Here is a 17,315-nt window from a genome sequence, read left to right as displayed (position 1 = left end):
GATGATTGATTTTCCTACAAGCTTGTTTCTATAACTGATATAATTAAGCTATTCAATTAATTGGTAGCACAGGTATATGTCTTTCTCTTCATTAATTAAACTCCCTATTTTTATAGCTACTTTAGTTTTACTAAACGGTTGTGGCGGTGACGATACGAACAAAGACACTAACTTTGAAGTTGAAGAAACAGGCTTAGTGATTTCAGCAAATAATGGGTTAGTTAAAAGTTTTGATAACAATTTAGTTCAGCTAAGCGCCCCCGCTAATTCAGTTACAGTTGACACAAGCTTTATTTTTAGTAAAGCCGAGTTAGATACCTCTAATAAAGAACTCGATATTGTTTCTCCTCTTTATACATTTAGACCCCAAAACTTAGAATTCAAAAAGTCTATTACCATAAAAATTGATGTTACAAGTACTGAACCACAGCAAATGTTGACTATCGTGCAATTGGTCGATGGTCTCTGGCAGCCTTTAACAACTATAACCAGTAGCTCAAACAGTGTTAGTGCATTAATGACTAGCTTTGGTACTTTTGCCGTTCAGGCAAGAACAATTCCTACAATAACAAAAAATATAGGCCCTACCTGTACAGATAACCAAACAGAGCAAACTCTGCGTTTTATCCACGTTGCTGACTTGCACGCCCGTTTTGGCTTTAAAGAGCAGTATTTTAGCCGTATTAAAAGTTACTATAACAACGCATTAACTGAGCAGCCATATACCTTATTTACCAATGGCGGTGATGATTATGAAAAAGGCACGGTCGCTGAACAAACCTCATTAGGCGTAGCAACTGTTGAAGCTATAAAAGCAATGAAATTTGATGTACGTGTTGTGGGCAATCATGACTATGCCTGGGGACCGCAACAGTTATTAGAGTATGCCAATGATGATCATGCAATTGTACTAGCAAGTAATACCCGTTACGCTGGAAATAGTGAACAAACCTTTGATGGGGTGGAGTTTTCTATCGTACAAGTCGGCTGCCTAAAAGTAGGCTTTTTTGGCATGACATCTGTGCCTTGGAATGAATTAGATCAACCAATAGAAACCGCACCGATCCCAGACTTCATCGCGAACTTTAAAATGAACTGGGAATGGCAAGAAATAGCTGAAGAAATAGTCGGTAAATATAGCCAAGATGTAGACTTCATGGTGATGCTAAGCCACCTAGGTGAAGGCACTGATACCCGTATAGCACAAAATGTTCCGGGAATAGATTTAGTACTTGGCGGACATACCCATGGTGGCGAAAATTATCAACTATTAGAAAATGGCAGTATTGTTATACAACCTAACTTCTTTGCCCAAGGGCTGACGGATTTAACACTTACTTTCGATTCAAATACGAAAGAGCTTACGAATATTGATTACGAAACTATAGCAACATCTACCATCTCAACGACTGATGAACAGCTGCAGAGTGAAATAGATTCAATAATGGGTAAATATGCACCAGATGCAAATACTGAAATAGCAATTTCAGAAAACTACCCTACAGCAGAACAAGTCATGGAAATTACCGCGCTAAGCGCACAGCATCAGTATCAAGTCGATGCTGTATTGTTTGACTCCGCTCAAGTACAAACTCGCTGGACACCGGGCACACTAACACAAGAAGATTTTCATAATGCCTTTAAAGTCGAAAGACAGCCTTCTAACACGCCAGGTTTTAGCGCTATCTATCAGGTAACAGTGTCAGGATCGCAATTAAAAGACATTGTTTCTAGTCAACCTGACTGGGTATCGCTTCTTCCTGAGTCTATTAATGATGACAGTAATTACACTTTAGCTTTACAAAAAGGGCCCGCATTTAATGGTGAACTATTCTTTAACGATATAGGTTTCACTGACCCTGCTTTATTAGCTGAAACCTGGGAACTACTTGATAAATATGCCCGCTATCGCACCAGTCAGTGTTTACATATAGATACAGATAAACCTCTAAATGCGTGCCAAAGTATTGATAATATAACTGTTTGGAACTTTAACGACGCAAGTAATCCATTCAAAGCAGACTATGGACCGTCAACACTAAACTACTATGATCCAAATACTACAAATTGGGGGCCAAGAGAAAGTACATTCGATACTACCACCTCTCTAGAAATAGATGATTTAATTGATGGCCCATCTGGCGTTATGGCTTTTAGCGATCATGCACCAAATGAAGGCTTAATTATTAATTTAAATACTCCAGCTAATGGCGATTTTGCAGAGCAAGGATTAGTATCAGATTACACAATAGTCATGGATATATATTGGCCATTTGCCGCTAAGGATATCTACCGGGCACTGATGCAAACAAACATAGAAAATACTCCCGAAGACGATGCTGATATTTTTATTAATCCTGAGGGCGGTTTGGGCAAGTCTACAAGTAAGAGTGGGTATTTTGGTGCAACTCAACCTGATACTTGGCATCGCATCGCATTTGTCTTTTATACCGCACCAAGCAATGGTGTCTTTGAGGTGTATGTAGATGGTGAGTTAGCAGGAGTGAAAACTGAAGGTGAAATAAACAGTCGCTGGGCACTGAATAAAGCAGTACTGCTTTTAACTGACGATGATTATGAAACAGAACCCGGTTATTTAAATGCGCTGTTATACGCTGGGCGAAGTATGACTCGAGATGAAATAAAGGCAATGGGTGGTGCGCAGCAACAACTGCAATTTATACCGAGCACTCGTGAACTAAATCAAACTGTAGAACGCCATTATCAAAACGCCCCCACCATCATGCCTAACCTCTGGCTTGAACAACGTAGCAAGTTTTTTAACAATCGCGCTAAAAACGTAAACAAATAATTACAATCGCAGGGTGAGATATAGAGAGAAACGCTCCTATTATTTACCCTGCGACTTCACTGAAAGTCTCATAAATACTATATAAATCAATATTAAAAAATACATTAGCATTATTTTTAAAGTGAAAAATCTCAAGCTTATATAACGGTATTCTAGAACCTGCAATTCAGTTTTGACTCACCGTCCCATTTAATTTACAAACCTCCTCTGAGCTAAATAATTGCCCCCTCTTCCCCTCATGCAATTTATGGTTAATCATCTGCGCTATTAAATACAACAAAACGCAGTGCTTAAATATTGCGGGAGAATTAAAATGAGTGAAGTAAAAAACCCTTTAGGTTTAGTTGGTATCGAATTTACTGAGTACGCAACGCCAGACGCTGACTACATGGACAAAGTATTTACCGATTTTGGTTTTTCTAAATTAAAAACATTTAAAGGTAAAGATATCGTTTACTATAATCAAAACGATATTCACTTTTTACTGAATAACGAGCGCGGCGGTTTTTCTGCTGAATTTGCAAAAAGCCATGGCCCTGCTATTTGTTCGATGGGTTGGCGTGTTGAGAATGCACAAAAAGCATTCGAAACAGCTGTAGAACGTGGGGCAAAACCAGCGACTGACTCAACCCATAAAGACCTACCATACCCAGCAATTTACGGTATTGGCGACAGCTTAATCTATTTCATTGAACAATTTGGTGATAATGGTTCTATCTACGAAAATGATTTTGAAGATTTAAGCGAACAAAATATTGTTGCTGACAAAGGCTTCTTGCGCATCGACCACTTAACAAACAACGTTTATAAAGGCACGATGGAAACATGGGCTAACTTCTATAAAGACGTGTTTGGTTTTACCGAAGTGCGTTACTTTGACATTAAAGGTCAAAAAACTGCGCTACTTTCGTATGCACTTAAATCACCGTGCGGTACCTTCTCTATTCCAATTAACGAAGGTAAAGGCAACGATAATAACCAAATTGATGAATACCTAGGTGAGTATAATGGTCCAGGTGTTCAGCATCTAGCATTCTTAACAGATGACTTAGTAAGCTCGCTCGATAAGCTAGATAAGTCAACGATTGCCACGCTTGATATTATTCCTGAGTATTACGACACTATTTTTGACCGTGTACCTTGGGTTGCAGAAGACAAAGAAAAAATCCGTGAGCACCAAATATTAGTCGATAGCCAAAGCGAAAACTGCTACCTATTACAGATTTTCTCTAAAAACTTATTTGGCCCAATCTTTATCGAAATGATCCAACGTGTTGATGACGGTGGTTTTGGTGAAGGTAACTTCCAAGCACTGTTTGAATCGATTGAGCGTGACCAAGAGCGTCGCGGCGTCCTTTAAGCTTTAGAATATAAAATTAAAAAGCAGCGAACTCGCTGCTTTTTGTCGTTTAAATTTGTGCTGATTGCCTCCATATACTAGTGTATTCAATCAGCGCAAACCATAAGGAAAGAATATGAGCCTCATTAACGAAACCCATGATATTAATTTAACTAGCTGGGTTGAATCCGCCAACGCCGAAAATTGTGACTTCCCAATTCAAAACTTACCTTTTGCTGAAGTTCGTCGTAAGCACTCTAACGAAGCTTTTCGCGGTGCGGTTGCTATTGGCGACCAAGTAATTGACCTTGCAAAAGTAAACGAGATCGCTATTTTTTCTGGTGATGCCCAAACAGCGGCTGCTGCTGCAAGCCAAGCAACCTTGAACGAATTTATGGGCCTTGGCCAACAATACTGGTCAGCATTGCGTTTAGCTTTATCTAAAGCACTACGTGAAGGTGCAGCTGAGCAAACACAACTAACTGATGCATTAATCGCTCAAGCTGACATTGAATTTGCCTTGCCATGTCGCATCGGTGATTACACTGACTTTTATACCTCAATTTATCATGCAACAGCCGTAGGCAGTTTATTCCGCCCTGATAACCCATTACTGCCTAACTACAAGTGGGTGCCAATTGGTTACCACGGCCGTTCATCATCAATTGATGTATCAGGACAAACGTTCCATCGCCCTAACGGACAAACTAAAGCGCCAGATGCCGATGTTCCATCGCTTGGCCCATGTAAACGCTTAGATTATGAATTAGAGCTTGGTATTTACTTAGGTAAAGGTAACGAGTTAGGGGATGCCATTGCTATTGAAAATGCAGAAAATCACGTATTTGGTTTCTGTGTATTCAATGACTGGTCAGCACGTGATTTACAAGCATGGGAATACCAACCGTTAGGGCCATTTCTTGCGAAAAACTTTGCTTCAACAGTATCACCGTGGATTGTCACCACTGAAGCATTAGCACCTTACAAAACATCATGGACCCGTGATGAAAATGATCCACAACCATTAGATTATTTAGAGTCAGCTCATAACCGTGAGCACGGTGCTTTTGATATTAAAATGGATGTACAGATTGAAACGCAGAAAATGCGTGACGAAGGCCATGCACCAGCGCAAGTGTCTAAATCAAGCTTTAAGCATTCATACTGGACGGTAGCGCAAATGGTTACTCACCACACCGTCAATGGTTGTAACTTTATGCCAGGTGACATGTTAGGCTCAGGTACTCAATCAGGCCCAACGCATGAAGAAGCGGGCTCTTTACTTGAGCTATCGCGTGGTGGCAAAGAGAAGATCACGCTAAGCAATGGAGAGCAACGTAGCTTTTTAGAAGATGGCGATAATGTTATTATGCGTGGCTGGTGTGAAAAAGACGGGTTTGCTCGAATTGGCTTTGGCTCTGTTGAAGGCACAGTTCTACCTGCTAAGTGATTAAACCACCTAACTTTTTAACTACATGTTAAAAAATGAAAGCGCCCAGTTGGGCGCTTTTTACACACTAAATTGTAAAGGTTACAATTTTTTTCTGGCTTTTTTATATCAAATTGCTATCTTAATCTGGTTAATAGCCAGTATTTATAAGCCATGTCAGTATTTATTAAGTCTTTTTATCACAAATTATTCCCAGTTAGACAGCTTTTGATCCGTCAAAATGGTGAAGTGAAGCATGTGATCTTAACCCCTTGGCTGCAAGTTTTTGCCATGTTTTGTATTTTAACAGCAATAACTTGGTTAACAGTTTCTACTTTGCAGGTTTATAGCCAAACCAATATAATTTCTGATATTGAGCAAAGCCAAATAACAAAACAACAAAAATGGCAACAGCAGCAACAAGCGCAACAGCGTCTGCATGAACAACAGTTAGAACAATTAGCCACACTCGAACAAAAACATGCACTACTACAAAGCATGATTGAATCACTACCTGACTCTCTAAGTAAAGCTGAAGATAGTACGACACTTGAAATTGAAGAAAAACAACAGCAAAGCGACTTACATGAGCCGTTAATAGATGAAAGCAAAGGAAGTCATATACCACTACAGCAAAGCAGTTCGCTTGAGCAACGCTTAGCTGCACTCAGTACACAATATAAGCAAAGCTTTAATAAGCTAGAAACTCATATTGATCAGCGCCAAAAAAACATTTTAACAATGCTCAAAGGTGCAGGCCTTGATACAGCGTTTGCTAATCAATTAAATTATCCAGTTAATGATTCGGCCCAAGGTGGTCCTTTAAATTTATTTGATGAATCAAGGATCCCCAGCGAATTTTTAACCACTGCCGATAAACTATTATCCTTAAATAACCTTGAGAGTTTACTCAGCGAACTTCCACAGTCGCTACCCGCTGCTGACTATTATATTTCGAGCAGCTATGGTTTACGTAAAGATCCAATGAATGGTCGTCGTGCTTTTCATAAAGGTGTTGATTTAGCTGGGTGGCATAAGACTGAAATTTTTGCCCCTGCCGATGGCACCGTACTACGAGCCGGACGCAATGGCGGCTATGGTAACTTTATTGAGCTTGAGCATAAAAATGGTTTTGTAACACGCTTTGGCCACCTTAATAAAATTAAAGTTAAAAAAGGACAGTCAGTTACTAAAAATGATGTCATTGGCTTGATGGGCAGTACTGGCAGAAGTACGAGCACTCACCTACACTATGAAGTGTTACTTAACGACAAACATGTTAATCCAGTTAAAATTACAAAGGCGCTCTCTCGTGTTCGGTAAAAAAAAGCAAATTAATACTCACTCAGCTGGTAACCAACTTAAAAGAACTAATCACGCACCTTCAATTATATCTGAAGACGTTCGTCTTACTGGTTCGTTAGTCAGTCAGGGCGAAGTTCAACTTGATGGCAGAATTGATGGTGATGTAAAAGTTAGTCATCTTGTCATTGGTACCACAGGTACTGTTGAAGGCAGCGTTGTCGCAGATAGTGTTATTGTCAAAGGCAAAATTATTGGCTCACTCAACGCGAGTAAAGTCACGATTGAACAGACTGCCGAAGTACACGGCGATGTTTATCAAGATACGTTAAGCATTGAAGCTGGAGCTGTTATTGAGGGTAACTTAAAACAGCGGCATGAGGCCGAAACTGTTGAGTTGATCAGTCAATCAATTGAGTCAAAACCTGAGCTAACATCGGTTTTAAACGAAGGTGATAACGACTTGTCGTTTTTCAACAAGCAAGCCGCAGAAAAGGAATAAGGTTATTTTTTCTTAGTAATGTACATTGTAATATCTGCGGTGAATACAAGCTCATTGCGGGTATTGTACAGTTTGACCGGAACCACTAAATCTTCTTTATCAATCCATGGTCTTGGCAACTGAATCTCTGCAATAGCTGTGACATCTGTATCCACTTTTGCTAAATAATTAACCGTCATTCCTTTTGGGATCCAGCGATGGGTTTTATAGGGAACTGTTGCATCAACCATAACCCCAGCACATAGTTCAGCCAAATTACATTGTGCAATGGCATGAATAGTCCCAATGTGATTATGAACGCTACGACGGTTTTTAACCACGGCACTGCAATAGCCATCTCTAACATCTAAAATATAGGGCTTCATTGAAGCAAAATAAGGGGCTTTAACACAGACGGCTTTAGTAAATAGCCAATTCCCAAATGGTAGCTTTTTTAATTTTAGCCAGGTTTTTAAAACGGCAGATTTATCACTCATTATTTTTCTCAAGCAAATTTTTTATTATCAATAAAACTAACACATCAGACCAGTTAACAGAAGTTTAATTATTATGGTGCATCTTGATATTAAGCGCCAGTTAAACGCTGAATTCTGCATCTTGAGGTGATTTGGGTATATGTCTCTCTATTATCGCTTTCCATTTCATAACAGGCACAATAAAATACGAGTATAAGGAGCATCCATGCCAAAAACTGAACACTCATTGCATACCGTATTAATTCTCGCTTTATTAATTATTTTCTGCCCGTTGGCTATTGATATTTACCTGCCTGCTTTTCCTGAAATAGCGCAAGCCCTCTCTGTAGGTGAGCAAAAAGTGCAGCTCACTGTTGCTATTTTTATGCTCACTGTTGGTTTGGGTCAGCTTATTGCAGGGCCCTTAGCTGATAAGTTTGGCCGTAAACCCATTGCAATTACAGGAATAAGCCTTTATGGCATCGCGGGCTTACTGGCCTACCTAGCACCAAGCTTTAGTGTTTTAATGTTTGCTAGAGCACTACAAGGATTTGGCGCTTGTGCAACTTTTGTAGTGGCATTTGCAATTGTACGAGACATATACGGTAGCGCTAAGAGTGGCCAAATGATTACTTACTTAAATGGAATTGTATGTTTTGTGCCAGCGCTCGCACCTATTTTAGGCGCTTGGTTAACCGTGCAATTTGGCTGGCGAATGAACTTTTTATTTTTAGTCGGCTTCGCCTGCCTAGGCCTTATAATCACCTTGCTGTTTTTTAAAGAAACTCGGCCAAGTGATAGTCACTATCAAGGGCATATTTTAGACTTACGTCGGTTTGTGCCAATTATTACCACAAATGTATTCTTTTTTAACAGCCTTTTATGCATGATAGCCATGTCGGCAATTTTAGCTTTTGTCACTCTTGCGCCGGGTTGGATCATGACCGAGTTGGGTGGCACTGTGAGTGACTTTACTTTTTGGTTTACCTTGAATGCGATTATTAGTATCGTCGCCAGCTTTATTGCGCCTATGTATATCAAGCGTCACAGTCAAAAAGCATTGAAGCTAGGAGTTAGCTTACTCATTTTTTCTGGTGTGCTCATATTGTTACTGAGTCATTTTAAAACAGCATTTACTTTTATGTTGCCCATTTTGATTGCTGCACTTGGCTTTGCACTGAGTTTAGGTTCCGCCGCGGGCATGGCCTTGTCACATTTCCCAAAACAAGCAGGCACCGCATCAGCACTGATTGGCTTAATGCAAATGAGTGGTGCAGGTGTATTAGTCATACTAACCCAAGTGCTGCCCTTTAATGCACCGCAATTTATTGCCTTTCATTTATTGCTATTGTTACCACTATGGCTAATTTTAATCACGCGCAAAGCAGATATTTATCATCCAACAACTGAAGTGGTAAAGTAATGCTCGTCAATCCTGAATTTGTATTATCATTTTTAGCCGCGAGTTTTTTAATAGCAGTGGCACCAGGGCCTTCTAATGCATTTTTAATGGCGCAAACGTTTGCTAATGGCCGTGCTGCCGGCTTACAAAGTGCGTTTGGTTTTGCCCTTGGCGGCGTAGTACACACTTTATTAGCCGTAGTTGGTTTAACAGCTATCTTAAAAGCCTCTGAAACAGCATATGCGACAGTGCAGTACGCTGGCGCTGCCTACCTTTGCTACTTAGGCGTTATTATGCTTAAAAGCACGTTTATGCAACCACAATGCAGTAGTGACGAGAAGCCTCATGTAAGCTCCAAAAAGAAGTCCAATGTTATGTTTCAAGCTATGATGACAGAAGTGCTTAATCCAAAAGTGGCGCTGTTTTTTATTGCTTTCATACCACAATTTGTTGATCCGACGTTGTCGAGTTCAACCACATTTCAGCTGGCATTTTTTGGTTTACTCTACCCTCTTTTTGCTTTTCCTATCGACTGCACTTATATTTACTTTGGCGATAAAATTGCAAACTATTTTAGAGCACATCCACAAAGCCAGATTTGGATAGATCGACTAACAGGCGTAGTATTTATAGCACTGGCCATTAATTTACTGATGTAATAACAATAAGAGTCAATATGGAACAAAAATTACAGTCACTCCCAGCACATAAAAATATCGCTTTGGTTGCCCATGATGGTAAAAAAGCAGCCCTTCAAGCTTGGTGTAAAAAACACCACGCAAGCCTTAGCCAACACACATTGTATGGTACAGGCACCACAGGACATTTAATCGAACGCACGACAGGATTAAACGTTGTAAAACTATTGAGCGGCCCTATGGGTGGCGATCAACAGCTCGGAGCAAAGATTGCCGAGCACGAAGTACATATGCTTATATTCTTTTGGGATCCTCTTGCATCACAACCCCATGATCCAGATGTAAAGGCATTGCTAAGATTGGCTGCAGTATGGAATATTCCTGTGGCCTGTAATGAAGTCAGTGCAGATATGTTATTAAGCTCAACGTTAATGAATAGTGAGCTTGAGCGTACCTTGCCGGATTACGAAAAATACCTCGCAACTCGGCAAGTAGATTTATAAGTAAACATCGGCTTACTTATAAATCATATTTGCCCATTTGGTTAGGCCGGCGGTAACACTACCAAAGTGGTCGCCGTTCACCATATTAATATCACCTAAGTGCTGTTTGAGTGCCGCTTTTATTAACGGCGACTGTGCACTGCCTCCCGTTAAATAAATAACATCAGGCGTGACACTTGCCTCTTTAATTGCTTCTTTAGCCAGCGTCACTATTTGACTTATAGAATCATCAACGGCTAACGCTAGGTCACTTAAATTCAATATTTTAGATAAATCCTTCGCTAGAAAGTCTAAATTACAATTAAAGCTTTGCTGGGATGATAAGGCAATTTTAGCGGCTTCGCCTTGTTGTACTAGCTGATGCCCTTGTTTATTTTGCTGTAAATTAATTAAGCGTTGGAAAAGCGCAGGTTCACTTACTTCACGAAGCGCAGCAATGAGCTCACGAGCATGTGCTTGCGCGTAAAATTGGCTTTGCAAATTCACATCGTTAATTTTACATGCCTGCCAAAAAGGCTGATTGGGTAAAGGTAAGCCCGATTTGAACGAACTGCCAAGGCCTAATAGCGGCATTAAACCGTGATAGCTCAGCGCAATATCCAAGTCATTTCCACCGATACGTTTACCGCTGTGGGCTAAAAAGTCATGATCGCGCTCACTGTTACCACGAAAATCAGGGCCCATTTGCACAAATGAGCAATCACTCGTACCACCACCAATATCGACCACGAGTACTTTCTGGTTTTGAGTTAAATTACTTTCGTAATCAACCCCTGCGGCTAAAGGCTCATATAAAAATGCAACGTCTTTAAAACCTGCACGTTTAGCTGCGCGCTCCAAAATACCAATGGCTTGCTGGTTTGACTCGTCCCCACCCACAGCCTGAAAGTTAACTGGGCGACCAATTACTGTATGTGTTAAGGATTGTTGTAAAGACGCTTCAGCGCGTTGTTTTATTTTTAAAATCATTGCCGTAGCAATATCTTCAAAAAAATTGATTTGTCCTTGTTTTAAGCCCGTTGCGCCAAAAAATGATTTCGGCGATTTAACAAAGTAACCTTCTTCAGGAAATTGCACATACTCGTTAATTGCTTCACGGCCAATAAATAAGCTTTGTTCATCAACCGCTAAATCAAGGTCAGACTTTATACGTGGCAATGTATTTAGCAAGGCTTGGCGTTGGCTTTTATAATCGTGTTCGAATGGAGTGCCAGTTAGGTGCTTAGCAACAAAATCAACGACTAATGCACTATGATGAGTGTATAGAGTCGATGGCAAGTAATGCTTACCTTGCTCTAATGGCACAAGTTCAACAAGGTTGTTTTCACCCATGACACCCATTGCACAATTAGAGCTACCATAATCAAAACCTACTACCATTGCTTCACCACGTTGACGACAAAAAGGCCGCGCAATTTAGCACATTTAATCCAGCTTTAAAACGTTATTCCTGCACATGCTCACGTAAAAAGCTGGCAAAGCGAGGTAATCCATTTTTTGTATAGCCATGGTAACGGTACGTTATCTTTGCGCCAATAGCGGGTGGATTTTGTCTTTGGAGGTCACTAAAGCCTGTGCCGATTGTAAATTCAATGCCGACTTCATTTTTAACGCGTATTGCACCAAGCATACCTAAGTATTTACCTTTACCTGGTAAATAGTCAAGTATAATGGCTTCATCATCAAAGTAAGGTTTGAGTTTTAATAGTGCTGATGTACGGCCATTTTGATGCTTTGCACTCGCAAGATGTAACATAACCCCTTCACCACCGCGTTTAATTATTCGTTCAAAAAAGGCGGTTAAGGCTTGGTTTGATAAAAACTGATGTTGTTCTACAGCAATGATGTGTGGCTTGTTAATTGCTTTCACTAACTGCTGGTAATTTTTATAGCGAATACTGAATGGATTTGTCTGATCGGGCATATCAAATATACGAAAAGACACTTTCTGCCAATCACTGTCTATCGGCTTGGCTGTGCGCACAATGCCACTTAAAGCTGCAAAGTCATTATGCTTTGTCCAAAGCTCCCCATCGAGCCACACATTAGGCAAAACACTGCTAAACCAACGCGGTGGATTAATGGAGTTGCCATTTCGAGTGACAAACTCAGCCCCAGTCCAAATGGCCCTGACTCCGTCAAACTTTTCACTTACTAAATATTCAGATACTTCAGCTGTGTTATTTTTATCATACACTTTTGCAAGTTGTACGTGGGGTGTGGTATCTGCCTTATCAGCACTTTGGGCTAAAAAAGGTAAGCTTAGTAAAACTAGCCATAAATATAATAAAGTATAGAGTCCTTTTTTCATTGTTGTATCCTTACAAGTAAGATACTTAAACTATAGTTTATTTTGTACCCATTGCAAAAACTCATGCAAATTAACAAGCTGTGCCGTTGCTTTGCTTAAGTCATGGCTTAAAGTATGTTTATTAGGCACTGCAATTACAGCAAGCGCTGCATTAAAAGCAGCAGTTACGCCGGTATTGGTATCTTCAACCGCGACGGCATTTGCAGGATTAATTGCGAGTGTTTGCAGTGCTAATAAATACGGATCGCCAGCAGGTTTTGGGTTTACCACATCATCCTTCGTTACTACACAGTCAAACAGTTCATAAAAACCATATCCTTTAAGGATAGGTAAGGCTTCATCTCGTGCACTGCCTGTTACTAACGCCATCTTTAGACCACTTTGTTTAACCGCGAGTAAGGTTTCTTTTGCAAATGGCATAAGTGGTGGCAAGTGAGTTGTGACAAATTCACTAAAGTAGTCATACTTACGTTGCGCTAGTGCTTGCGGTGAAATTGCTAAATTGTAATAACTAACAACTTCTTTTGCCGCTTCTACAGTTGCTTTACCTGAAAAACGCTGACAAAATTCATCTTCTTCATAACGAATTCCATACTCGGCTAAAATGTCATTCCAGCAATTAAAGTGCACACTTTCGGAGTCAACCAGCGTGCCGTCCATATCAAATAGTATTGCCTGTAAAGTCATCACCACTCCTTATTTAAAGTGCTAAAAAAAGGCGCACTTGGCACCTTTTCATTTTACATTATTGCGTTAAGCCTGCAGGAGGCTCGGCAAAGGCCTCTTCACCTGTTTCAACGTCAACAAGTTCATAACCTCGTTCTTTACGAACCACTTTTAACACCGGCTTATCAAATGCCGTTTTTAGGCGATCACTGTCAGCTTGTAGTTCTTCGACAGTGTTACCAAATGGTGCAGCACCGGTTTCAGACCAGTTCGTTACTTTACCATTTAAGTTATATTCAACTTCATGAATTTGATATTGCGCCGCTTCATCTTTGGTTGCTTCACAAAAAATTACGCGGTAGTTCCAAAATCCAGCCATGGTCATCCTCTTTAAAATATAATTAGTGCTACTTTAGCAGTAACAGCGGGTAATATAAACGAAAAAACCCGCTGTAAAAGCGGGTTTTATATATATTTAGTTAACCTTAAAAGAAGTTAACTTTAAACTCTGCGCCAATAAAGCGAGGTTCATTTACGATGCCTGCATTATTACTAAAATCAACACCACCAATAAACACTTGCTCATCTGTTATATTACGCGCAAATGCAGCAACTTCGTATTCATAGTCACCTGAGAACCATTTATAACCAGTGCGCACGCCACCTTCAAGTAGGGCTTCACCAGTAAATTCAACCGATTCATATAAAAAGAAGTCAATTTCGCTACGGTAAGACCAGTCAGTGTATGCGTAAAACTCTCCATCGCCCACTTCTTTTGTATATCGTAAAATAAAGTTAGCAATCCATTCTGGCGCATGTGGTAAGCTATTACCGTCTAAGCTATAACCTTGTTCTGTCAGCGGGTCAGTTATAGTACAAGCAAAACAACCAGCTGAATATAAACCATCATCTTGTAACTCTGTATTGTTATAACTGAAGTTAAAGGTTGCATCAAAGTTATCTGATAATACCCACTGCGTATCCACTTCAAAACCATAACCCACTGTTTTATCAGCGTTAAGCAAGCGTGCCTCATTACCTGAGCTACCACCTACAGCCGTTAGCTGCTGATCATCCATTTGATAGTAAAAAACGGTTGCATTAACACGACCACTGCCATCAAGTACGTCTGACTTAATACCGGCTTCAATAGAGTTAATGGTTTCTGAGTCTGCAACTGTCACGTCGTTGCTAAATAAAATACGTCCTTGAACACTTGGTGCACGGAAACCGTTTGCAGCACGAACAAATAAGTTTACGTCATCAGAGTATTTATAAGCAGCAGCTAAATCCCATGACACATGGCTATCTTCTGGTGCCACTGATTTAGTTAAGTTAGCAGTAGTTGACTCAGGTGATGCATAACGTGACGCAGTAAAGTCACGCTTATCATCTGAATAACGTAAACCTGCTGTGATTTCTAACTTATCAGTTAACTGATATTCACTTGATGCGAATACAGCCCATGCAGTCGTTTCCTGATCTTGACGTACATAACCCGTTAAGATATTGGCGCCTAAACCGTCATAACCGTAAGTTTCGATTACCTGCTCTTCATTATAATAAAAAGCACCTACTTGATAGTTGAAATCGCCAGCAAAGTCACTTGATAAGCGTAACTCTTGCGTGTATTGATTATGATCAGGTAATGCATCTGCCGTTTCAGATGTCAAAAAGATGACCCCCGGCCCCATCTCAGCTGTAGGGCAACCTGGTTGAAATGGGTTATCACACCCGTAACCACCATCAACATCCGCACGAGAGAAGATTTCAGCACTTTCCCAACCGGTGATTGATGTTAGAGTATAATCATTAAAATCATATTCAACTTTTAAGCTTGCACCTTGAGATTCAACATTTTGCGTCGCAAACTGCACTGAATCTTGATAAATAACTTCTGGGTCAAAATCAGCACGAGGCTTATTAGTGCCCGCTTCAATTGCATTTGCATGGAATACAATTGGCTTACCATTTAAATCACGTGTGTGGTAGTTAAATAGTGCACTTAAGTCATCTTTTTCATATAAAAACTGCACACGAGCAGCTGTTTCTTGATAGCCACCCGTTGCATCATCAATCTCGTTACCTGCTAAACGATTATCAATATAGTCATCACGCTCTTGGCGTAATAAAGACACTCGTGCAGATAAGTTATCAGTTAAACCACCACTTACAGCACCTTCAAAATCAATTGAATTGAATGAACCATAAGATAAAGCAGCATAACCTTCAAAGTCTTGCGTTGGGCGCGCTGAATCAATTTTAACTAAGCCAGCCGGTGTATTACGACCAAACAGCGTTCCTTGAGGTCCACGAAGAACTTCAACTCGGCCCGTATCAAATACAGGGAAGCCTTTTAAAATAGGGCTTTCTTGAACAATTTCATCTACTACTAAAGATACTGGTTGCGATGAGTTCAAATCGAAATCTGAGTTACCAAGACCACGAACATAAAAGCGTGGGAATGAACGACCAAATGAAGATTCAACAGTTAAACTTGGGATTTTCGCATTTAAAAAGCGAATGTCCATACCAGCAGAGCTTGCTGCTTCTAACCCATCACCTTGTAAAGCAGATGCCGCTACAGGAACTTCCTGTGCGTTTTCTACACGTTTGCGTGCGGTGATTTGAATAACTTCTAATTGATTGCTTTTTTCTGCAGCGGGGGCGTCTTCTGCTGCGCTTGAAAATGAAGTACCTGCTACTGCAGAGAACAACGTTGCATTAATAAGGGTTGCTAACGTAGATCTTTTCATTGCTTTCATGTTGGGGTTTAGCCTTTTGTGTGCACTCTTGTTCAACGGTGTATGTGTTGCGCTAGTTCACTTAGCGGGCTCGGCCAATTTTTCGCGCCTTATATTAAGCTGCGCGGACCTCACTGTCGAGAGTGCAAAACGAAGTAGTGAGGCTGAACGAACGATGAAGATTATAACACTTCATGACATTATTACTGCATAAATATGTACATTTAAATAAACTTTTTACAACAATTAACGACACAATCAGCGAACTTAGGCAGTTTTATGCATATATTTTTGAACTTAGCGGACATATGTCCTTGATCAAGCATTTGCAAAGCTATAGCCAAATCTTATAAATGACAATAACTATCACTTACAAGGTTAAACTGCTTAATTCGTATTTAACCACTCACTCTGGCAAAATCGATAGTATTAACATAGCTTAGTACATCACTTTGTACTGCCCTAGGTGTGACTCCTTTGAATTTAACACGGCAAGGATCATCCGCTATTTTTTCATGGCCATCTAATAGCTACTTGCGAACTGCTATGCTAAAAAGGCTAATATGTCTCGTGGAGTTTGAATTCTTAAACAGAGTAAAATAGTGTATTCGAAATTCGTAAACTTATGCTTATCATTAAGGAACAAGATGAATCTAACAACAACACTTGCAAAAAACTGGTCTGTGCTTTTTATACGTGGACTAATAGCAATCGTATTAGGCGTACTAACCTGGCTAGCCCCACAAGCATCGTTGAGTATTATGTTATTGTTTTTTGCTGGTTACTTTTTATTTGACGGTTTACTGCGTAGTTGGATTGCATGGAACTCCCGGCAAAATAACCCCTATTGGCGTTGGTTATTGATAGGCGGTGTGTTATCTATTATTGCTGGATTAGTTACCCTACTAGCGCCAAACATAACAACTATTTTATTACTTTATTATGTAGCTGCTTGGGCAATCGCTATCGGCGCTGTTGAGATACTCGTAGCGGTCAAGTTAAGGGTTGAGATATCAGGTGAGTGGCTATTGATTATTACTGGTGCATTATCGGTAATATTTGGTTTATACCTTGTGTTTAATCCAAGTGCGGGTATTCATACCCTACTGTGGTTAGTTGCAACATACGCCGTTATTTTTGGTACCTTAATTGTTGGTTTTTCTTTGAAGCTTAAAAAGCTTGGTACTTTACAATAATGAGAAAGCCTTGGAG

General features: G+C 40.1%; 15 protein-coding genes. 9 read left to right on the top strand and 6 right to left on the bottom strand.

Features of this window, described 5'->3' with window-relative positions:
• Positions 1-76: 76 nt before the first annotated feature.
• The 5 genes from B5G52_RS07665 to B5G52_RS07645 all read left to right on the top strand — a co-directional run bounded on the left by B5G52_RS07665 (position 77) and on the right by B5G52_RS07645 (position 7,384).
• Positions 77-2,812 (top strand): metallophosphoesterase, encoded by a 2,736-nt coding sequence (locus tag B5G52_RS07665; protein WP_087532063.1) that lies wholly within the window; start codon positions 77-79, stop codon positions 2,810-2,812.
• A 313-nt stretch (positions 2,813-3,125) separates the two neighbouring features.
• Positions 3,126-4,172 carry a 4-hydroxyphenylpyruvate dioxygenase gene (gene hppD / locus B5G52_RS07660; protein ID WP_087532062.1) on the top strand — a complete coding sequence of 349 codons (1,047 nt, stop codon included), beginning with the start codon at positions 3,126-3,128 and terminating at the stop codon, positions 4,170-4,172.
• 115 nt (positions 4,173-4,287) lie between these two features.
• A complete protein-coding gene (gene fahA, locus B5G52_RS07655; RefSeq protein ID WP_087532061.1) occupies positions 4,288-5,601 on the top strand; it encodes a fumarylacetoacetase in 1,314 nt (437 codons plus the stop codon).
• 153 nt (positions 5,602-5,754) lie between these two features.
• Positions 5,755-6,903, top strand: coding sequence for a M23 family metallopeptidase (locus B5G52_RS07650; RefSeq protein WP_087532060.1), 1,149 nt, complete (start codon positions 5,755-5,757; stop codon positions 6,901-6,903).
• Positions 6,893-7,384 (top strand): polymer-forming cytoskeletal protein, encoded by a 492-nt coding sequence (locus tag B5G52_RS07645; RefSeq protein WP_087532059.1) that lies wholly within the window; start codon positions 6,893-6,895, stop codon positions 7,382-7,384. Before B5G52_RS07650 ends, B5G52_RS07645 begins: the two co-directional genes overlap by 11 nt.
• Positions 7,385-7,386: 2 nt before the next feature.
• Here B5G52_RS07645 and B5G52_RS07640 read toward each other — a convergent pair whose 3' ends face one another.
• Positions 7,387-7,860, bottom strand: coding sequence for a hotdog fold domain-containing protein (locus B5G52_RS07640; protein WP_087532058.1), 474 nt, complete (start codon positions 7,858-7,860; stop codon positions 7,387-7,389).
• A 205-nt stretch (positions 7,861-8,065) separates the two neighbouring features.
• On the opposite strand from B5G52_RS07640, the gene B5G52_RS07635 reads away from it, so the two are divergent.
• The 3 genes from B5G52_RS07635 to B5G52_RS07625 are packed head-to-tail and all read left to right on the top strand — an operon-like array spanning position 8,066 to position 10,382.
• Complete coding sequence (locus B5G52_RS07635) at positions 8,066-9,262, top strand: multidrug effflux MFS transporter (protein ID WP_087532057.1); 1,197 nt, start codon at positions 8,066-8,068, stop codon at positions 9,260-9,262.
• Positions 9,262-9,900, top strand: coding sequence for a LysE family translocator (locus B5G52_RS07630; RefSeq protein WP_087532056.1), 639 nt, complete (start codon positions 9,262-9,264; stop codon positions 9,898-9,900). Before B5G52_RS07635 ends, B5G52_RS07630 begins: the two co-directional genes overlap by 1 nt.
• Positions 9,901-9,917: 17 nt before the next feature.
• The gene (locus B5G52_RS07625) at positions 9,918-10,382 is read left to right on the top strand and encodes a methylglyoxal synthase (RefSeq protein WP_087532055.1); all 465 of its coding nucleotides are present in this window, start codon (positions 9,918-9,920) and stop codon (positions 10,380-10,382) included.
• A gap of 12 nt (positions 10,383-10,394) precedes the next feature.
• Here B5G52_RS07625 and yegD read toward each other — a convergent pair whose 3' ends face one another.
• The 5 genes from yegD to B5G52_RS07600 form a co-directional block, all read right to left on the bottom strand.
• Positions 10,395-11,762, bottom strand: coding sequence for a molecular chaperone (gene yegD / locus B5G52_RS07620; protein ID WP_087532054.1), 1,368 nt, complete (start codon positions 11,760-11,762; stop codon positions 10,395-10,397).
• Positions 11,763-11,826: 64 nt separating this feature from the next.
• Positions 11,827-12,693: a DNA ligase gene (locus tag B5G52_RS07615; protein WP_087532053.1), complete on the bottom strand. Its 867-nt coding sequence runs from the start codon at positions 12,691-12,693 to the stop codon at positions 11,827-11,829.
• Positions 12,694-12,723: 30 nt separating this feature from the next.
• Entirely contained in the window at positions 12,724-13,380 is a 657-nt protein-coding gene (locus B5G52_RS07610) for an HAD family phosphatase (protein WP_087532052.1), read from the bottom strand.
• A gap of 58 nt (positions 13,381-13,438) precedes the next feature.
• Positions 13,439-13,738, bottom strand: a complete 300-nt coding sequence (locus B5G52_RS07605; RefSeq protein WP_087532051.1) for a hypothetical protein — start codon at positions 13,736-13,738, stop codon at positions 13,439-13,441.
• A 106-nt stretch (positions 13,739-13,844) separates the two neighbouring features.
• Positions 13,845-16,124, bottom strand: a complete 2,280-nt coding sequence (locus B5G52_RS07600; protein WP_087532050.1) for a TonB-dependent receptor — start codon at positions 16,122-16,124, stop codon at positions 13,845-13,847.
• A gap of 626 nt (positions 16,125-16,750) precedes the next feature.
• Between B5G52_RS07600 and B5G52_RS07595 the strand changes: the two genes are divergently transcribed.
• Positions 16,751-17,299, top strand: coding sequence for an HdeD family acid-resistance protein (locus B5G52_RS07595; protein ID WP_087532049.1), 549 nt, complete (start codon positions 16,751-16,753; stop codon positions 17,297-17,299).
• The last annotated feature ends 16 nt before the right edge of the window (positions 17,300-17,315 follow it).

This window comes from Pseudoalteromonas sp. A601, from assembly GCF_002165575.1.
Classification (GTDB): Bacteria; Pseudomonadota; Gammaproteobacteria; order Enterobacterales; family Alteromonadaceae; genus Pseudoalteromonas.
Note: the sequence above shows the minus strand (reverse complement) of the source record. Positions and strands in the feature narration are given on the sequence as shown.